The 16,319-nt window shown below is 57.8% G+C and carries 21 protein-coding genes and 1 tRNA gene; 8 read left to right on the top strand and 14 right to left on the bottom strand.

The genetic code is table 11. The features are described 5' to 3' along the window. The first annotated feature begins 265 nt into the window (after positions 1-265). Positions 266-2,482, top strand: coding sequence for an Ig-like domain-containing protein (locus BGE01nite_RS15880; protein ID WP_146851468.1), 2,217 nt, complete (start codon positions 266-268; stop codon positions 2,480-2,482). A 71-nt stretch (positions 2,483-2,553) separates the two neighbouring features. On the opposite strand, the gene BGE01nite_RS15875 is transcribed toward BGE01nite_RS15880, so the two are convergent. Then, positions 2,554-3,006 carry a ferritin-like domain-containing protein gene (locus tag BGE01nite_RS15875; protein ID WP_170266819.1) on the bottom strand — a complete coding sequence of 151 codons (453 nt, stop codon included), beginning with the start codon at positions 3,004-3,006 and terminating at the stop codon, positions 2,554-2,556. Between the two features lie 159 nt (positions 3,007-3,165). Next, entirely contained in the window at positions 3,166-4,038 is an 873-nt protein-coding gene (locus BGE01nite_RS15870) for an alpha/beta hydrolase (protein ID WP_146851466.1), read from the bottom strand. 124 nt (positions 4,039-4,162) lie between these two features. Between BGE01nite_RS15870 and BGE01nite_RS15865 the strand changes: the two genes are divergently transcribed. The 4 genes from BGE01nite_RS15865 (at position 4,163) to BGE01nite_RS15850 (ending at position 7,178) form a co-directional block, all read left to right on the top strand. Next, positions 4,163-4,528, top strand: coding sequence for a hypothetical protein (locus BGE01nite_RS15865; RefSeq protein ID WP_146851465.1), 366 nt, complete (start codon positions 4,163-4,165; stop codon positions 4,526-4,528). A 41-nt stretch (positions 4,529-4,569) separates the two neighbouring features. Continuing rightward, positions 4,570-5,049, top strand: a complete 480-nt coding sequence (locus BGE01nite_RS15860; protein ID WP_146851464.1) for a hypothetical protein — start codon at positions 4,570-4,572, stop codon at positions 5,047-5,049. A 237-nt stretch (positions 5,050-5,286) separates the two neighbouring features. Beyond that, positions 5,287-6,486, top strand: a complete 1,200-nt coding sequence (glgA, locus tag BGE01nite_RS15855; RefSeq protein WP_146851463.1) for a glycogen synthase — start codon at positions 5,287-5,289, stop codon at positions 6,484-6,486. Positions 6,487-6,650: 164 nt separating this feature from the next. After that, positions 6,651-7,178: a DUF5069 domain-containing protein gene (locus tag BGE01nite_RS15850; protein ID WP_146851462.1), complete on the top strand. Its 528-nt coding sequence runs from the start codon at positions 6,651-6,653 to the stop codon at positions 7,176-7,178. Between the two features lie 354 nt (positions 7,179-7,532). Here the strand turns inward: BGE01nite_RS15850 and BGE01nite_RS15845 are convergent, their stop codons facing one another. The 11 genes from BGE01nite_RS15845 to BGE01nite_RS15795 form a co-directional block, all read right to left on the bottom strand. Continuing rightward, on the bottom strand, positions 7,533-7,916 hold the full coding sequence (locus BGE01nite_RS15845; protein WP_146851461.1) for a hypothetical protein: 384 nt from the start codon (positions 7,914-7,916) through the stop codon (positions 7,533-7,535). A gap of 121 nt (positions 7,917-8,037) precedes the next feature. Further along, positions 8,038-8,589, bottom strand: a complete 552-nt coding sequence (locus BGE01nite_RS15840) for a hypothetical protein (protein WP_146851460.1) — start codon at positions 8,587-8,589, stop codon at positions 8,038-8,040. Positions 8,590-8,614: 25 nt separating this feature from the next. Then, positions 8,615-9,031, bottom strand: coding sequence for a hypothetical protein (locus BGE01nite_RS15835; protein ID WP_146851459.1), 417 nt, complete (start codon positions 9,029-9,031; stop codon positions 8,615-8,617). A 24-nt stretch (positions 9,032-9,055) separates the two neighbouring features. Further along, entirely contained in the window at positions 9,056-9,334 is a 279-nt protein-coding gene (gene bamE / locus BGE01nite_RS15830; protein WP_146851458.1) for an outer membrane protein assembly factor BamE domain-containing protein, read from the bottom strand. 72 nt (positions 9,335-9,406) lie between these two features. Then, positions 9,407-9,862, bottom strand: coding sequence for a hypothetical protein (locus tag BGE01nite_RS15825; RefSeq protein ID WP_146851457.1), 456 nt, complete (start codon positions 9,860-9,862; stop codon positions 9,407-9,409). A 178-nt stretch (positions 9,863-10,040) separates the two neighbouring features. Continuing rightward, on the bottom strand, positions 10,041-10,376 hold the full coding sequence (locus tag BGE01nite_RS15820; protein WP_146851456.1) for a hypothetical protein: 336 nt from the start codon (positions 10,374-10,376) through the stop codon (positions 10,041-10,043). Positions 10,377-10,512: 136 nt separating this feature from the next. Then, positions 10,513-10,845, bottom strand: a complete 333-nt coding sequence (locus BGE01nite_RS15815) for a hypothetical protein (RefSeq protein ID WP_146851455.1) — start codon at positions 10,843-10,845, stop codon at positions 10,513-10,515. Between the two features lie 215 nt (positions 10,846-11,060). Next, positions 11,061-11,270 (bottom strand): hypothetical protein, encoded by a 210-nt coding sequence (locus BGE01nite_RS15810; protein ID WP_146851454.1) that lies wholly within the window; start codon positions 11,268-11,270, stop codon positions 11,061-11,063. Positions 11,271-11,806: 536 nt separating this feature from the next. Continuing rightward, the gene (locus BGE01nite_RS15805; protein ID WP_146851453.1) at positions 11,807-12,109 is read right to left on the bottom strand and encodes a putative quinol monooxygenase; all 303 of its coding nucleotides are present in this window, start codon (positions 12,107-12,109) and stop codon (positions 11,807-11,809) included. A 404-nt stretch (positions 12,110-12,513) separates the two neighbouring features. Continuing rightward, positions 12,514-12,930: a hypothetical protein gene (locus BGE01nite_RS15800; protein WP_146851452.1), complete on the bottom strand. Its 417-nt coding sequence runs from the start codon at positions 12,928-12,930 to the stop codon at positions 12,514-12,516. A gap of 62 nt (positions 12,931-12,992) precedes the next feature. After that, positions 12,993-13,068, bottom strand: a tRNA-Ala gene (locus BGE01nite_RS15795). A 91-nt stretch (positions 13,069-13,159) separates the two neighbouring features. Between BGE01nite_RS15795 and BGE01nite_RS15790 the strand changes: the two genes are divergently transcribed. From BGE01nite_RS15790 to BGE01nite_RS15780, 3 genes are all read left to right on the top strand, one after another. Next, on the top strand, positions 13,160-14,221 hold the full coding sequence (locus tag BGE01nite_RS15790; protein WP_146851451.1) for a tyrosine-type recombinase/integrase: 1,062 nt from the start codon (positions 13,160-13,162) through the stop codon (positions 14,219-14,221). A 310-nt stretch (positions 14,222-14,531) separates the two neighbouring features. Then, positions 14,532-14,765 (top strand): helix-turn-helix domain-containing protein, encoded by a 234-nt coding sequence (locus tag BGE01nite_RS29900; protein ID WP_146851450.1) that lies wholly within the window; start codon positions 14,532-14,534, stop codon positions 14,763-14,765. A gap of 475 nt (positions 14,766-15,240) precedes the next feature. Further along, complete coding sequence (locus BGE01nite_RS15780) at positions 15,241-15,561, top strand: hypothetical protein (protein ID WP_146851449.1); 321 nt, start codon at positions 15,241-15,243, stop codon at positions 15,559-15,561. 263 nt (positions 15,562-15,824) lie between these two features. On the opposite strand, the gene BGE01nite_RS15775 is transcribed toward BGE01nite_RS15780, so the two are convergent. Beyond that, positions 15,825-16,109, bottom strand: a complete 285-nt coding sequence (locus tag BGE01nite_RS15775; protein WP_146851448.1) for a hypothetical protein — start codon at positions 16,107-16,109, stop codon at positions 15,825-15,827. Between the last annotated feature and the right edge of the window lie 210 nt (positions 16,110-16,319).

Here is a 16,319-nt window from a genome sequence, read left to right as displayed (position 1 = left end):
GCCAAAACTAAGTGGACAGTATCGCTGCCATTTTATATGTTCATTTGAACTTATCTTATGAACACGGAGCCGACTCGCCAACGCCCTCTTTTGACCTTCCGCAGGACCACCCAGGATTCAGTCGAGGAGGTCCGACCATGAGTTCTGAGGACAAGTATTTTACTCTCCCGCTGGCCATCTTGCGCAGCAGCTCGAGCGCTCTGGATGTCCTGCATCAGGCCTGCTCCTTTTCTCCCCCCAGGCCTTGGGACTTCGGCAGACCTCTTTGCGTATCCATAGCAACGCGCTCCCCTATGCGGACTACCCGACACTGCCCGTCCCTAACGCCAGCTTCCTCTTGAGCGGCACCTGCAAGCTCTCCAGCATCTCTTTAGATGCTGCGGCGTATGAGGCCGCGGCTACGGACAAACAGCGCGTTGTCACCCTCACGCGCAGTCCGGCAGATGTGGCGGCCACGGTGCGGCTGGACACGAATGACGGCCCCGCACAGGGCCTGCCGCTCTTCACGCCGGCGCTGGCAGGGGTGGACTACACAGACCTCACCGGTGCCACATCGTTGGTTAGCTTTGCAGCTGGTGAGGCGCAGAAGACGGTGACCCTTCTCTTGCGGGCCCCCACCTCCCGCGCAGGCCTGAACCGGCAGATGACACTGACGCTCAGCGAGCCCGGCGCCTCCGCTGAACTGGGCAGCATCAGCACCGCCACGCTGCGCATCATGGCCGCGGACTCCACCAAGCCCACCGTGGCCATCACCACCCCCGCAGCGGCAGGCAAGGTCAGGGTGGCAGCAGATGAGGTGACCGTCACCGGCAAGGTCGGAGACGCGAAGGGCATCTCCCGCGTGGAGATGAGCCTGAACGGCAGCGAGCCGGTGCCGGTGACGCTGGGTTCCTGGACCACTCCCACGGCCATCCCCTTCAGCTTCGCCATCACCCCCGTGAACGGGCCTAACGAATTGATCGTCACGGCCTGGGATCCGCGCGGGAACAGCACCTCGCTGAAGCGCTCCTTCACCTTCCTCCGGCTCCGCACTCTGGCCGTCCGCGTCTATGACTCCTACACCCAGGAGCCTTCCGCCTTCATGACTCTCAAGCTTGCCACCACCCCGTCCGGCCTGGCCCAGCCCTGGCAGCCTGCCACAACGGTCGAGCCAGGCATGATTGAGCGAAAGGCCGTCATCGCCCCGGGAGCGCAGGTCACCCTCACGGCCAACGCGCCCAAGGGGCATGTCTTCTCCAACTGGGATTATTTTGCCCCCCTGTCTGAGTTTGACTCCCGGTTAGGCAACCAGGTCACCTTCACCATGCCGGACGCGGATACCACGCTGCTTGCCATTCAGATGCTGCGGGAGCAGTCCTTCCTCCCCACCACCACGGTCAGCCTCCACTGCCTGCTGGATTCCAGCTTCCCCGGCACGCCGGCCTTGAAGGGATATCTGACGGGAACGCTGAGCCCCACGGGCACCTTCAGCGGCAAGTTTCAGGTCCAGGGGAAAAGCCAGCCGGTCACGGCGGTGTGCTATGACAATGGTCCGGCCGTCTTCACCGTGGCAGGCAAGAAGACCGATGCCCTGCCCGTCCCTGGTGGCAAGCTGCGCCTGGATCCTGGCGGCGCGACCTACACGAGGGATGATGACGGCAGCTACTCCTCTGGCTTCACCCAGCTGGCTCCCTTCACCACTGCCAACAAGGTGCCTGCGGCATGGCTGAATTCCGCCACGCAGGGTTTTTACACCCTGCGTCTGGACCCGCAATCCGAGCTGACCCCGTCTGCCTATCCGCGAGGCTATGGCTATGCCACGGCCAAGCTCACCTCGACAGGCCAGATCTCCATCACCGGCGCACTGCCAGATGGCACCACCATCACCTGCTCCTCCGTGCTGCTCGACGATGGCACGGCTCCAGTCTACCAGCCCCTGCTGACTCCAGGCGGCACCACGAAGGACGGACTGCTGTTTGGCAGGCTTCAGTTCACTCAGAACGCGGAGACACCCCACATCACCGCGAGCCTGAAATGGTTCCGCCCGGCGGCGGTCAGTCCGAAAGTCCTGCTCTATGCTGCAGGCTGGCCGGCGGGAATCACCCTGGACACCAACGGCACGCTCTATGACAGCAAACTGGCCGTGGAGTCCATGCTGGGCCTGACAGCGCCGGGCAATGGACTGGGCAATGCCTCCCTGCGCTTGAGCGGCGGCAACCTGGTCTCCGGCATCACCAAGGAGAACTTCAGCATCGTCAAGAGTGCTGTGGTGAAGATCGCTCCGGCGGATGGCTCCTTCACGCTCACCTTCACACCTGCGACCGGTCTCTTCAGCGGCACCTTCACGCTGGATTGGAGCAATCCTAGTTCGGCCAAACCGGCCTTCAAAGGGGTGATCCTGCAAGGCACCGCCCTCCGCGGCGGCTACGGCTTCTTCCTGAACAACGCCAAGAACGAGCCCGCGCCGGAAAGCGGTGTGGTGCTCCTGGGCGGAACGCTGTAGTGAGGGATGCCAAGCGGCGAGCGCGCTTTCGCACGCCCGCCGCGGGTCAGAGGGTGACTCTAGAGTGCCGGTCAAGACACAGGAGCGAGGGCATCACGCATTTTGCGCACGTGGTCATGCACGGACTTCACCTGGGCGGCCTGGGTGCGGATGGTGTCCACGATGTTCATGGGCAGGCCGGGCTGCTCCAGGGCTTCCTTGTAGGCGGCGACGGCGAAGTCCTCGCCACGCTCACATTCCGCGAGGATGGCGTGCTCATCTTTGGAGGCGATGGCGGCCTTGATGTCCATCCAGCCGCGATGCAGCGCCGCGGCCACGGAACCGCTGTTCGGCGGATCGGATTCGCCGAGGGACTGGGCCAGTGCCTGGAGCTCGCCTGCGAAGGTGCTGCGCTGCAGTGAATACTGGCTGAAGAGGGTTTTGAGCTCGCTGTTGTCCACATCCGCCGCCGCGGCTTGGAAGCCGTTCTGGCCGTCTTTGAGGATTTCAATGAGCTTGTTCAGGGTGCTGAGTGGGGTTGCCATAGTGCAGAAGGATCGCGCTTGCGGATTCATCTGCGCCTAAGGTCTTCACCTGATCCGGACACGCGATGATGGCTCGTGCGCACACAGCGGTGGCGCGCTTGGGCGCTTCTATGGACTGCGGCGCTGCCGCGCTCATCGCGGCATCACACTTTCTCCGGCCTAATCAAATTTGCCGAGACCGGCCTCTGGATCGGGCTCGATGAAGCCGAGCTCGACGAAGAACTCGTCCATGGACATGAGGGTGGCCTCATACATCTCGAAGGAGAGATTGAAGTTGAAGAAGCCGTGGCCCTGGCCCTCGAACTCGATGAGGCGGCAGAGATTCTTTTTCTTCGCGCTCTTGCGGGCGAACTCGTAGCTGCCGGCAAAGGGCACCACGCGGTCCGCGGTGCCGTGCATGACCAGCGTGGGAGGCAGGCCTTTGTCGATGGCGCGGATGAGATTGGCCTCCTTGGCCACACCGGCGTCCGGGAAACGCTCAAGGCCGAAGCCCTTCTTCGAGGTGTCCAGCACAGGATTAAAAAGCACAAGCGCGTTTGGCACCGGGGTGATGCCGCCGCTGCTCTCTGCCGGATCATCAAAGCCTCTCAGCATGGCCGCGGAGCAGATGGCATGCGCGCCACCACTACCACCGACACCGACGATCTTCCCTGGATTGATGCCGAGCTCGATGGCATTCAAACGCAGCCAGCGCATGGCGGAGCGCGCATCAGCGATGGCCTCCAGCGGTCCGCCTTTCGTGCGGTTCGCCACGCGATAATCAAACGCCATGGTCATCATGCCGCGTGAGGCGAAGTAAACGCAGTGCGGTGCAAACTGCGCCACCTGACCCTGATCCCAGCCGCTGCTGAAAAAGAACGCGGCCACGGATTTCGGATACGGTGGTGTCTTCTCCGCGGGTGGTTCCCAAATATAAACGGGGAGGTGCACATCACCCACCGTTTTATAGATCTCTTCACGAGCACTCTTCAGCAGCTCGCGATTACGATCGAGCGGCAGTGTTCGAGGATGACCTTCGCCGGTGAATTCCATGAGTCAGGGGGACAGAGCGGCGACTGTTACGAATCCGGCAGAACTCGGCAACCTCTTTTCCTTATTCACGGGTAAGATTGACACCAAAGTGACGGGTTGATAGCGTCTCTACGATTATTTGCTTATGAAACCCTCGTTTGATCCTATCCGCCGCCCCCTCCTGGTGCTGACTTGCTGCCTCGGTCTCGCCTCCTGCAAGGAAAACCAAGCGCTGCAAAAACAACTGGACGAGGCCAACGCCAAGGTTCAGGCCGTGTCCCAGGAATCCATCGAGATCGACAAGATGCTGGCGGCGAACCGTCGGGAGATCCCCGCCTATGCAGGCGTGGGTGCGGCCGGGGCGAACCACTATGCCACGCAGCTGGCGCAGGAACTGGTGAACGCCGAGAGCCTGGTGAAGCAGGCAGAGGCCAGCCTCAAGGATGCGGAGACCTCCCTGGCGACGGCGCAGAAAGATCTGCAGATCGTGAAATCCAAGGACCCGCGCTGAACCTCACTTCCCCTTTCCGATCTCTTTCCAGTTTCTGATCCATGAAAAACATCCTCATCCTCCTTCTGTTCGCCGGTGGCTACACCGCCTGGTATTTCTACCATCAGAAATCTGGGATCAATGAAAGTCTCGCCGCGGCGCAGACCCAGATCGCCGATCTGGAGAAAGCCATCGCGGGAAAGCGGGCCGAGTCCCAGGCCGTGAGCAAGGTGGTGGCCATCAAGGGCAAGATCGCCGAGCAAAAAGCCGCCCTGGCGGACGTGCAGAAGAAGATCAAGAGCGTCAATGATGCGCATACCGCCACCTTGAAGGCCAAATACGACACGCTGGCCTCCATCCGCCAGAAGTTCATCGGCGTGACCATGCCCATCGTGCTGGCCAGCGGCCGTGATCTGGGCTCCGTGCGCATCATGAAGATGGATGACGCCGGTCTCTCCGTGGCCACGACCTCTGGCGTGGTGAAGATCGTCCCGAACGAGCTGACCCCTGCCCTGCAGGCACAGTTTCTCTACAGTTTCTAAGGCTGGCTGCCGGTGTGCCAGCACCGCAGGCGCATCAAAAAAATCAAGCCCGGAGAGGCACAGAGACATTCGTTTCTGTGCCTCTTTGTTTTTTTCTCGGTGACTTCCCGAGTGCCCTGGGACCTGGGACGACCCTGGATTCTCAATTTCCAGACCGAGGACGCATGGGGATGATGCGGTGAGCTTGGTGTTTCGCTTGCCTTGCCGCAGACGTTCACGATAGACACTCTGCCTCTCATGAAATCCCTCTTCCTCACCAACGAATTTCCTCCCTACATCTACGGCGGTGCCGGTGTGCATGTGGAATACCTCAGCCGGGAGCTGGCAAAGCTCATGGACATCGAGGTGCGCTGCTTTGGTGACCAGGAGGTGAATGAGGGCGCTCTCACCGTGCATGGCGCGGGTCTGGACACCGAGGGCTGGACCAGCCCGGCGAACCTGAAATCTGTCTTCGGCGCGCTGCAGCGCTGCCTGGACTTTAACACCCGCGCGGTGGATGCGCAGATCGTGCACCTGCACACGTGGTATGCGCACTTTGGCGGCCTTTTGGCGAAGCTGAACTACGGCGTGCCCATGGTGCTGACTGTGCACTCGCTGGAGCCTCTGCGCCCGTGGAAGCGCGAGCAGCTGGGTGGTGGCTATGACTTTACCTGCTGGCTGGAGAAGACCGCCATCGAGATGGCAGACGCGATCGTCGCCGTGTCCGAAGAGACGAAGGTGGACGTGATGCGCCTCTTTCAGGTGGACCCGCACAAGATTCACGTGATCCACAACGGCATCGACCTGGACGAGTATCAGAAGGTGAATGCCCCGGAGATCCTGAAGAAACATAGGGTGAACCCGGACATCCCCTTTGTGCTTTTCGTGGGCCGCATCACGCGGCAGAAGGGCATCATCCATCTGGTGCGCGCCATTGAGAGCATGACCCCGGGCTTCCAGATCGTGCTCTGCGCGGGTGCGCCGGACACGCCGGAGATCGCCGCGGAGATGCAGGCCGCCGTGGCCGCCGCGCAGGCGAAGCGTGAGGGCATCGTCTGGATCCAGGCCATGCTGCCTGTGCCAGAGAAGATCGCCATGTATTCGCACGCGGAAGTCTTCTGCTGCCCGTCCATCTATGAACCCTTTGGCATCATCAATCTCGAGGCCATGGCCTGTGAGACTGCCGTGGTGGCCAGCGCTGTGGGCGGCATTAAAGAAGTCGTGGTGCCGGGAGAAACCGGCATCCTGGTGCCGCTGGACCAGCAGACAGAGAGCCCCTTTGAAGCCACGGATCCGGAGCGCTTCGCCCGGGACCTGGCGGAAGGCATCAACTCTCTGATGGCCGATCCTGAGAAATCCCGCCGCATGGCCCTGGCCGGCCGCAAGCGCGCCGAGGAGCGCTTCAGCTGGAGCAGCATCGCCAAGCGCACGAAGACGCTTTACGACAGTCTAGTTTAAAACTGTTCGCGGTTCTCTGTTCACGGTTCTCGGTTTTGTGTTTCGAGATCCTCATGAAAGCAAAGTTTGTTTACCAAACGTGCCCGATCCGAATCATTCGTGGCTCTGTAACTGAGAACAGAGAACAGCGAACCGAGAACTAAAAACTCCCCAACTTTTATATTATGACCAAGCACTACACCTGGGACGCCTACTTCGCCGAACTCTTTGAAGCCTGCATTCAAGAGTATGATGAAGGTAACAAAGACTACGAAAGCTGGTTCGCGGAAGAGGACCAGGAATATCTGGCAGCCATCGGCTACAGCGAACGCGAGCTCTTTGACTTCGTGGATGACCACTGCGTGTCCGACGGTCAGGACCCCACGGCCTTCACGGTCCTGCTCATTGCCGCCGTGCGCCGTGACTACTTCCTCACCGTGCAGAAAGGTGTGCCAAGCACGCACATCGTGAAGCCTGCGGACCTTCCCGCAAAGACCGCTGAAGCCGAAGGCATCGTCTGGCTGCCGCGCATCATCGCGAAAGCCCGCGCCAAGCTGAAGGGCGAGATGGATCCGGAGATCATGTTTGGCTGCGGTGGTGACCGCGCTTTCTGCTCCAAGCACGACATCCACCCCGCCGACTTCCTCCGCCACGTCTGGGCCGCGGGTGACGATGACGCGAAAATCATCGAGTATGTGAAATCGCGGAAGTGAACCGTAGAACAGGTTTTCCAACCTGTTCTCTCCGCCAGCACGCAGCGGGTCTTGTTGACCACCTTCAGGGTGTAACCACCCGCTGCCTCTCCGCGCTCCACCCGACAGGTTGAAAACCTGTCCCACTTTGCATGCCCGCGTGCTTCAGAAAGTGGAACAGGTTTTCCAACCTGTTCTCTCCGCCAGCACGCAGCGGGTCTTGTTCACCACCTCTGTGGTGTGACCACCCGCTGCCTCTTCGCGCTCCACCCGACAGGTTGAAAACCTGTCCCACTTGACCTAACCAAAAGAAACGCCGTGACTGCGGGTGCAGCCACGGCGGACAAGATTCAATCAATCAAAGAGCGCTAGGCATCAAGGCCTGCCTTTGCCCTTGCCGTGGAAGGCACGATAGCGGGCCAGGACCTCAGGGGACAGATCACGCCACCAGCGGTTGATGGGACGGTTCGCATGGCCTGCGGTGCCTGCACCGGAAAACATGGGGGGTGGTGTGGCGACATAGCCGCCGCCGCCGCGACGGGCAGCCTGCCCGGCTGGGACGAGGTGGGATTCCGTGAGTCCGCGATTTTGGACGCGGCCTTCGTTGCGGCCCCTCTCATCGCCGAAGCTCATGGGGGTGTTGAAATAGGTGCCCTTGTTCTGCCAGACGCCTTCCTGCGTGGAAGTGTAGAGTTCTCCAGCGTAGGTCCCTGCCGTGAGCAGCAGCAGTGCGGCGGTGCTTGCGAGTGTCTTCTTCATAGTGTGATGGGTGTTGGTTTCATTGTCGGGGCAATGACTGTCCCCTCGATCAGCCAATACGTAGTCAGAAAGATATTGGCCGTAAACAAAATCCATGACAGCGCCACATACTCCCTTGGTGTTACTGCTTCGAATGACGGAAGGTCAGGCCCATCCAGTTCGCGGCCTCCTGCCCGTAGTAGGCGGGCCAGGTGGAGACACTGACCAGTCCCAGGGTTTCCACGGTGCCGTCCTGCATCTCGGCCACCACCATGTGCCTGGGCATGGAGCCACCTCCAGCAAAGCGGGTGGAGAGACACTTCACGCTGGCCACCGGCAGAGTCTTCCCTTTGAGGCGGATCTCGCCAGGTGTCCCTGGCTCTCCACGATCAAAGACCAGCAAAAACCGGCCGCTGCGGAGGGTGACCCAGGGGATGTAGAGAAACACCGCCACGATGAGGATGAACAACAGGCTGCAGGCCTTTTCGATCAATGACTCCCCGGTGAGCAGCAGCTGCACCGCCATCCAGCCCGCTGAACCCACGATGGCCACACAAAAGATGGAGGCTCCGATCATGGACCCTGTGGACTCGCGGAAGCAGAGGTAACGGTGGTCCGAGGCTCGGTGATACTCGCCATCCCGCTTCCAGGTGAGGCGGCTCGAAGGGGCAGATGGATGAGCGTGGGCGGTCATGGGGTCTGGCGTTGAAATGGTGGGCTCACGTCCCTGGCTCTAGCGTCCTTTTCCCAAACTTTGCCTTCAGACCGCCCAGGGCAGCTCCCACAAGGGTCCACATCAAAAGTGCCGTGGGGATCTCTAAATGCTCTTCAAAGACATTGTCCTCTCCCAAGATCATTTGGCAAACCTCTTGGATCGGAGTCGCTGAATACCAGATGAACACACCAGGGTAAGTGAACTTAATCCACCCGCCCTTAGGCGTCATCGGAGACTCATGCTCAAGGACAACCGACGACAGAAACAGGATGACGAAAATTCCAGCGAAAACAGCCGCTCCAGCCAGCCAGGATGGTATGCCCTTTCGTGAGGCAAGAGCGAACAGCACGATCAGGCAGATAATGGTGACCAAATAGTTCCCTATCCACCGGTGGCCGTGTGTGAAAATGAAGTCGTTCATGGCAGCGACGCGACAACGTCTGACTCAAAACGTCTCGTAGTGACCATGGCGGACGAGGCCGTTCGCATCAAACAGAACGTTGACGTAACCAAAGGCGAGCACGCGTTGGTAGGTCCACTGTTTCGAAGTGGCATCGCTCGGCTCTCCGAGAAGCTCACGCACCTGGCTCTGGCTCATGCCGGGCTTCACAGCTTCCAGTTTCGCGAGCGGGAACGGCGGCTGGAAGGCCCGAACTGCGAGGAATGCCCCCAGCGCGAGCGAGGCGGAGACGGCGGCGATGATGAAGGGTCGTGTCTTGCTCATGATGAAGAATGTGAGCTACGCCAACAAAGCTTGTCATCAGCGCTCGGCATGAACGCGGACAACTGATCTCCCTTACTCCAATCCGACAAGCGCCTTCGGAGCGCCATACTGCTCGTGCCAGATGATGTAAAAGGCATCACTGTGCCCGGTGCTGTGGTCGACGAGCCGCCAGCCCTCGCGCGTCCGAAGCCAAAGCGCAACGGTATCGGTGTTGTCCATGGGCGGGAACTTCACGGACTTGCCATCAGCGTCCACGGTTTCGCCGCTGAACAAAGCCCAGTTCTTGAAGGCGCGCAGGCTGCCCTCGAACTGAACCTTGCGTTTGGCCTCGCGCTCGATTTTGGGGCGCAGCAGATCAAAGAGCTGCTTCCGGAGCGGCGTGTCCTTGGGCACTTCCGCCGGCTTGGTGAAAGGTGGATCAAAGGCATCACGCCAAAGATCGGTGCCGGGCTGGATGATCGGGTCCTCGGCGGAGGCTGGCAGAGCGCTGCCGGCTGCGAGGAGGAGGGCCAGGAGACAAGTTCTCATGCCCGCACACCTAACCAATGATCTGCCATGACCTTGCTGGCTTTGCCCCGACGCTCTGACTGCCGATGGTAAGGTGAACATAGGGTGTCAGCCTACCGAACGCGCAGGCAAGCACGCAAGCGCTTTGTGTGAGGTTGAGACACCGAGGGCACCATGAAGTCCGCCTGCCGTGACAGAATCAATACGGACCATGTTTGGGGACCGCGCCATCCTCCGCAGGACACTTGCCAAAGGCCAGCGGCGGAGTGTCACGCATGAAGGTCCAGAGGCTCCAGACGCTGATTTTGTCCCCTGCCCGCGCTTCGGCGATCAGATACTCAATGAGGTCTTCATAGTCATCAAACACCCTCGTATGCGGTCCGCGTCCGCCGCGCAAAAACTTGTGCTCCAGCAGGACGGGGCCGTCCTTGTTCACCACCTGCCTGATAGCCTCGAGCTTCTCGGGATCTGAGATCTTCTCACCATCACAACTCCATTCATCGGCTTCGGTCCGGCATCCTGGTTTGAATTTCATGATTCGTGCAAAAGAGTCTAACCAATGATTAACATCCAGCCTCTCTGTTTTGTTGATCTGCCCTAAAACATGCCGCCGTGTTCTGCCTGGGCAAAACACGGCGGACAAGAGCTTTCAAATGACAGACGGTATCCGTTTACCAGCTGTTGTAGGACCTCCGGTAGGGGTTCCCGTAGTAGGAGTTACCGTAGTAAGAGGTGTTGTAGTAGTTGTTGTAGCCGCCGCTGCGGCGGCTCCCAGGCCAGTAGCCATGGGTGTCCTGGATGGTGCCGGCACCGGAGAACTTCGGTGCAGGGGTGGCGACGTAGCCTGGGCTGCGGCGAGCTACGGCAGCGGCCTGATGCGCAGGGACGAGGCTGGACGGCGGAACGACGGAGGGCTGGGCGCCAGCGTAGACGGGACCACCGGTCTCTGCGCACGAGGTCAGGAGCAGCCCGGCGGCCATGCTAGCAAGTGTGATGTGCTTCATAATGAGGTTCTTTAGGGGTTGCGACGGGGCGGTGTGACCCGGCCCGCGATGGGTTTTCCCAAGAGGTTCGCAGGTGCCCCTCGTTTTGGCCGTCCTGACCTCACCTGCCGGGCGATTCCGCAGGCAGGCCGGAGACATGACTCACCTCACAGCTGCAGGTCCTTGAACCTCAAGCCTCAGTGCTGCTGTCTCTGCTCTGCCCGGGGCCCTGCAACTCAGTAGTTGTAATAGGCCATGGTCGTGCCGTTGTTGTAGTCCACATACTCACCCTTGGGCGTGGTCGGAGTGCCGGCGCCGGAGAATTTAGGCGGAGGCGTGGGGACATACCCGCCACGACGTCCCTCTGGAGCATGGGAGACATAAAAGGTGCTGCAGCAGGAGCTGAGGGTCATCAGGAGGGCGAGACTGGTGAGGATGAGCTTCATGAGGGTTTGGGGAGTTCGGTATTTTTTGAGGAACGTGGCTGCCATGTTGATGGCGGCCCCGCATGCTCGTCAATACGCATCATGGGTGATTGTGGAGACGCGGCTTAAAAAAATCTGTCACCTGCCCCGCGCTTCATTCTTGAGAGTCGGAGAGGACATGATCTCATCACACTCAAACGGCGTGCCATTCGTAGCCGGGCGGCAAATGGTGGAGCCCATCCTTCGCTTTGCAAGCTTCGGAGGGCATTCTTCGACTCTTAAGGTCGGCGAAGAATGGTGGAGCTAAGGGGATTCGAACGCCTGCACTTTTAACGCTCTTAAAGGGGATATTGGGCGATAATGCTGTCTTACACCCTGTTTACACCCCAGGGTGCTGACCTGCGCCAGTGGCACAGATCCGGCATAAACGCCCGAGACCACATGACGTGTGAACAGGCCGCTCGACCCAAGCTCAGCGACCCGGCCTGCGGGACGCCACGATTGCAACAGTGACGCGATGGCCGGGTTCGCTGCAGCGCATGATCAGGCCACGGCACTCAACCCGGCAACTTGGCCGCGAGGACGTCAGCCTTCTCTATTGACGGTGGTCTGGCAAAAAGCTCACCGGCCTTTGCCATCAAGGCCGCTGCTACTTTACCTGCAAGATGAGCCTCCCGGCCGGCGTCATCTGGAAAAGCGTCAAAGATCCCAAATGTCGATGGACCCAGGCGGATTCCGAACCATGCCGTCGTCGCTGGCTCTTCCTCCACGATTGGCAGTCCACCAAGGATAAAATCTTCAACTTCCTTTTCCTTGCCGGGCTTGGCTTCAAGCCGAACAAATAATGCAGCTTTGATCATAATCTGCTGTTCCTTTCTTATCCATTCTACGCCTCTGGTGGCAAACCTGGCCGCAACAATCGTGCGCGCGGTGCGGTGGCCTAACTATTTCATTGTAAACAAGGGTGCAGGACACCACAAGAGCGTTATGGGGCGGCAGATTTGCCGAGTGCCAGCGGACCCAGGCTTTTAACGTCTTTTCAGGGAAGAGGAGGCGGCAATTCGGCCTTAGACCCTGTTTACACCCCAGGCTGTTTACGCATCCCGGCGCTCCTTCCCTAGGAGCAGACCTTCCAGGGCGGCACACGCTGTGAAGGTGGATCTGACCTGGGCGATGCTGCCCACGGCTGCGCTGCCGCGCTTCAAGTGTGCAGTGATGGAGGCGGGGGTGTGGGGAGATAAAGTTCGCTGATGAGTCTTTGGATTCATTGCTTCGCGTCACCCGCTGATTCCTTGGTTGTGCGTTTTGCACTCCAATCGAGTTTCTGCGCTTCGCCACCGTCGTGGCTAGGTGCTTCGACGGTCCCCTTGATCGTGTTGCCTTCAATTTTGCCCTGATACTTCACCACATACTTCTTGCCGCCGAGATCACGCACCACCTCGAACCTAATCACGTCGTCTCGCAGTGAGGCGTTGCTGATCGCTTTGTCGCCAAATTGATTCGAGTAAGCGCCAGCGATCTTGCCATTCTTCAGATCGAGTTTGAGCGTGGTTGGGATTTCGCCATTCGGCGACATGGTGCTCCATTTCCAAGTGCCGGTAGGATCAGTCGGATCGTTGGCGAACGCCGCGGCAGCCACGGCGATTACCAACAACGAACAAAGGATGCGAATAGTTTTCATGGGGAGAAACTAGGTTGGAGGATTTGCCTGCATCGCTTATTGGCGACCACTCAATTTTCGAGTGGTGGAGCTAAGGGGATTCGAACCCCTGACCTTCTCATTGCGAACGAGACGCTCTACCAACTGAGCTATAGCCCCAAAACGTTTAATTTCAACAGATTGCAATCAAAGGACACACCCACTACTTTTCGTGTTGATACCGCTTTTGTATACTCGCATACTCCAGGACATGAAAACCGGGGGTAATCGAGATCAAAAAGGCGTTTGGCAGAGGGTAGCTCCATGTTTGTTCCGTTATCGGGAATCCGGATATTATGCCGTAGTCCGTCGATCTGGCAAGATTGTTCGCAAATCCCTTGAAACAGACCGCCTCGAGGTCGCCAAGCGCAAACTCCGTGATTTCCAGAACGAAGTAGAGAAAGTCGGGGTGGATGCGCACAGCCGGAAATTCGGCGAGGTCATCGAGGACTTCGTGTCAAGCCGCACAGGCGCCCCTGCTACACTTGGCCGTTATTCCGACATTGCCAAACGAATCAAAACCTCCTGGCCTGAGGGGGTGAAGCAGTATGTCCGCAATGTTGATCTGCGCCAATGCTCCACGTGGCTGAAACAGTTCAACGACCAGGTAGCCTCCTATAATCTGGCTCGCCAGTGGCTGGTGATGTTCTTCAATTACTGCATTGGCAACAACTACATCACACGCCCACCTTTCGACCGGATGACTCTCAAACCGAAGAAGCGGATCAAGCCTATCCGCAATGCACCATCCGAGGAGGAATTCAACGCCATCATCAATGCCATCCGCGAGCAACCATTTACTGACCATGCACAAGATACTGGCGACTTGGTGGAGTTTATGGGGCTGGCGGGCGTGGGGCAGGCTGAGTGTGCGGGACTGAGATGGCAGCATGTCAGCCTCTCCACCGACAAGCTCACCTTATTCAGGGTGAAGACCAAGACCGCCTACACAATTCCGCTTTACCCAAAGGTTCGCCCATTGATTGAGAGGTTGAAAGAACTGGCCGTTGATGCCGATCCCTCTGCTACCATTTTCAAAGTTCGCGACCCAAAAAAGGCGTTGGCTGCGGCATGTCGAAGGCTGAGCTTCCCAGATTTTTCACCGCGCTCATTGCGACGCATGTTCATCATCCGAGCTATCGAGAAAGGTGTGCCCATTAAGACCATCGCCGAATGGCAGGGACATGTAGACGGAGGTGTCCTCATCCTATCGGCATACTCTAACATTATCAATGGGAAGACAAATGCGGAGGCAGCGAAGCTTCTAGCTTGACTCCAAATCCCCTCTTGCCAGACTTGTAGTTAGTATAGCAACTGAACCGGTGAAACGGAGGATGTTCCACAAATTTGTGGAACAAAGCGGTTGCGCAGCCCGTATTCTAAGGTAATACTCTTCGGGTCTAGCGAGAGACAAAGAAGGGTTGCCCTAAATTGCCTCGAGTTAAACGCACTAAATAAGTTTGCCGCCCTCCGCGGCAGCTTCAATTGAAATATGCACGTCTGTCCTCAAGGCAGGCCCCTTGTTGCCGATCAAGGCTGCGAGGGAATTTAAATATGGTTAGACCGGTTCGGGCCCTTCAGACATGCATATCATGAATACATCAAACACAATATCACCTTTAGCTTATAAGCTGAAGGACGCCGCCACACTTTTGGGGATTTCCGTCATCACCCTTCGTCGTGCCATCACTCGAGGTTTGATCAAACCTTCTCGTGCATTTCGACACGTGATGATCAGTGCCGATGAACTCAAAAGGTTTCTAAACGCGACCACAGCTGATACGGAGAAAGGCGCCAGGGGGATAACCACCCTTTAACTTGCGCCGCTTTACTAGCTGATAGGATCGTTAGCATCAAGCCGCAGGACAAGGCGGCACGCTAGGTGTTTTTAAACTTCCCGCGAACCCATCTCGCCGATCAACAACGGCGAGAAATCGGTTATACGGATTCGCGTGGTGCTAGCACTTCGTGCAAAGTCTTAAAAATACCTGATGGCCAACTAAAAATGTCCCCAAACACGGGGCTCTTAATTACTGGCTGAAGAGGCTGCATGATCATCAAGCTTTGACGCTTGGACAGGCGCATACGCCTTCGGAGTAACGCACACAAATTTTTGGCGATCCTGATCACAACGATCTTTGCCGCCGAAACACAGCATGAGCCACACTGGCTGCATGCACACACATCAAAACAAACATACACACATATCAAGCCATGTTAGCAACGCCAACGACGTCAAACACATTTGACACAAGCGAGGCCGCGATGGGTAGGACCATCACGACCTCTACCGTGAAGCATGAAGTCGAGTCAAGAATCCCGGTTGATGATCAGCCGGAACAAGAGAAAAGCAACTTCAACACTCAAGGTGATGAAGTGAACACCAATCTGGAAGCAATCTTTAAAGGCGCTTCGATTGTCCTGCCAAGCGAGATTATCGGACCACCAGGAAGTCCACCCAACGAGGCAGAAGCGCTCTCTGCTCAGGAACATTTGGCTGAGCAAAAGAGGAAGTTACGCGAATGTGAAGCTATCCATGCTTGCGAGGCTTTAAACCGCACCAACCAATGGTTCTCCAGTGCTCATAAAATGTGGGCACTGGAGAGGCCTTGAACGTGGATTTCTGGACTGGGTTTTGCCGACAGCTTTTTTCGCACTGCGTTGTGAATCACAGTTGCCCAGGAGAGGCTAAGTTTTTCACCTAACCTTCAATGTACAGATCGATAGGCTTCGACTTTCCTTAAAAGTGGCCTTTCTGGATCCATTACTCATCAGGATTCAAAGCGGCTTTTCCGGCTCAACCTAAAATCGTCGTCCAGCTGAGATTTAATAAAAATGGGGAGAAGCCAATCAGATGCCTTTTCCCCTACTTGAACTTAGTCTGTCGCTTTCTTCGATTTTGCCCACCGCTTTTTCTGGGCCTGGGCAATCTTCTCTCGAGCTTCAGGAGACATAGCTCGCTTAGCCTTCTTTTTCGGAGCTGTAGCTTTGGCTGCATCGCCACTACTTGCGGAAGCCTTCACTCCAGGTTTGCGACCACGTTTAGCTCCTGCAGATTGTCCTAGCAGACTGGCAAGTTCAGCCTGCAGCTTTTCGATCTGTTCATGAATTTCAACAGCACGTTTGAGCTGTTCCAACGATAACACGGTGTTCTTTGCCATAGGCTGTAACTAACCGACATGGATCGTGAGGCGTCAACAGCCTCCAGATACTTGATCGCAAATTCTTCAGTGCCATCAGGGATCGTCCTTCGGAGCCAACTCTAGAAAACCAAAATCTAGCTGTGATCTGAAATACCTTCTTTCACATTAAGTCATCTCGATTGCAAAAGGCATTAGCAGCGATCTAGTAAGCAGTCTCAGAAAACGAGA

It is taken from the genome of Prosthecobacter gellanilyticus, assembly GCF_007992435.1.
Classification (GTDB): Bacteria; Verrucomicrobiota; Verrucomicrobiia; order Verrucomicrobiales; family Verrucomicrobiaceae; genus Prosthecobacter; species Prosthecobacter gellanilyticus.
The sequence above is the reverse complement of the archived record's forward strand: the minus strand, read 5'-3'. Positions and strand labels throughout refer to the sequence as shown.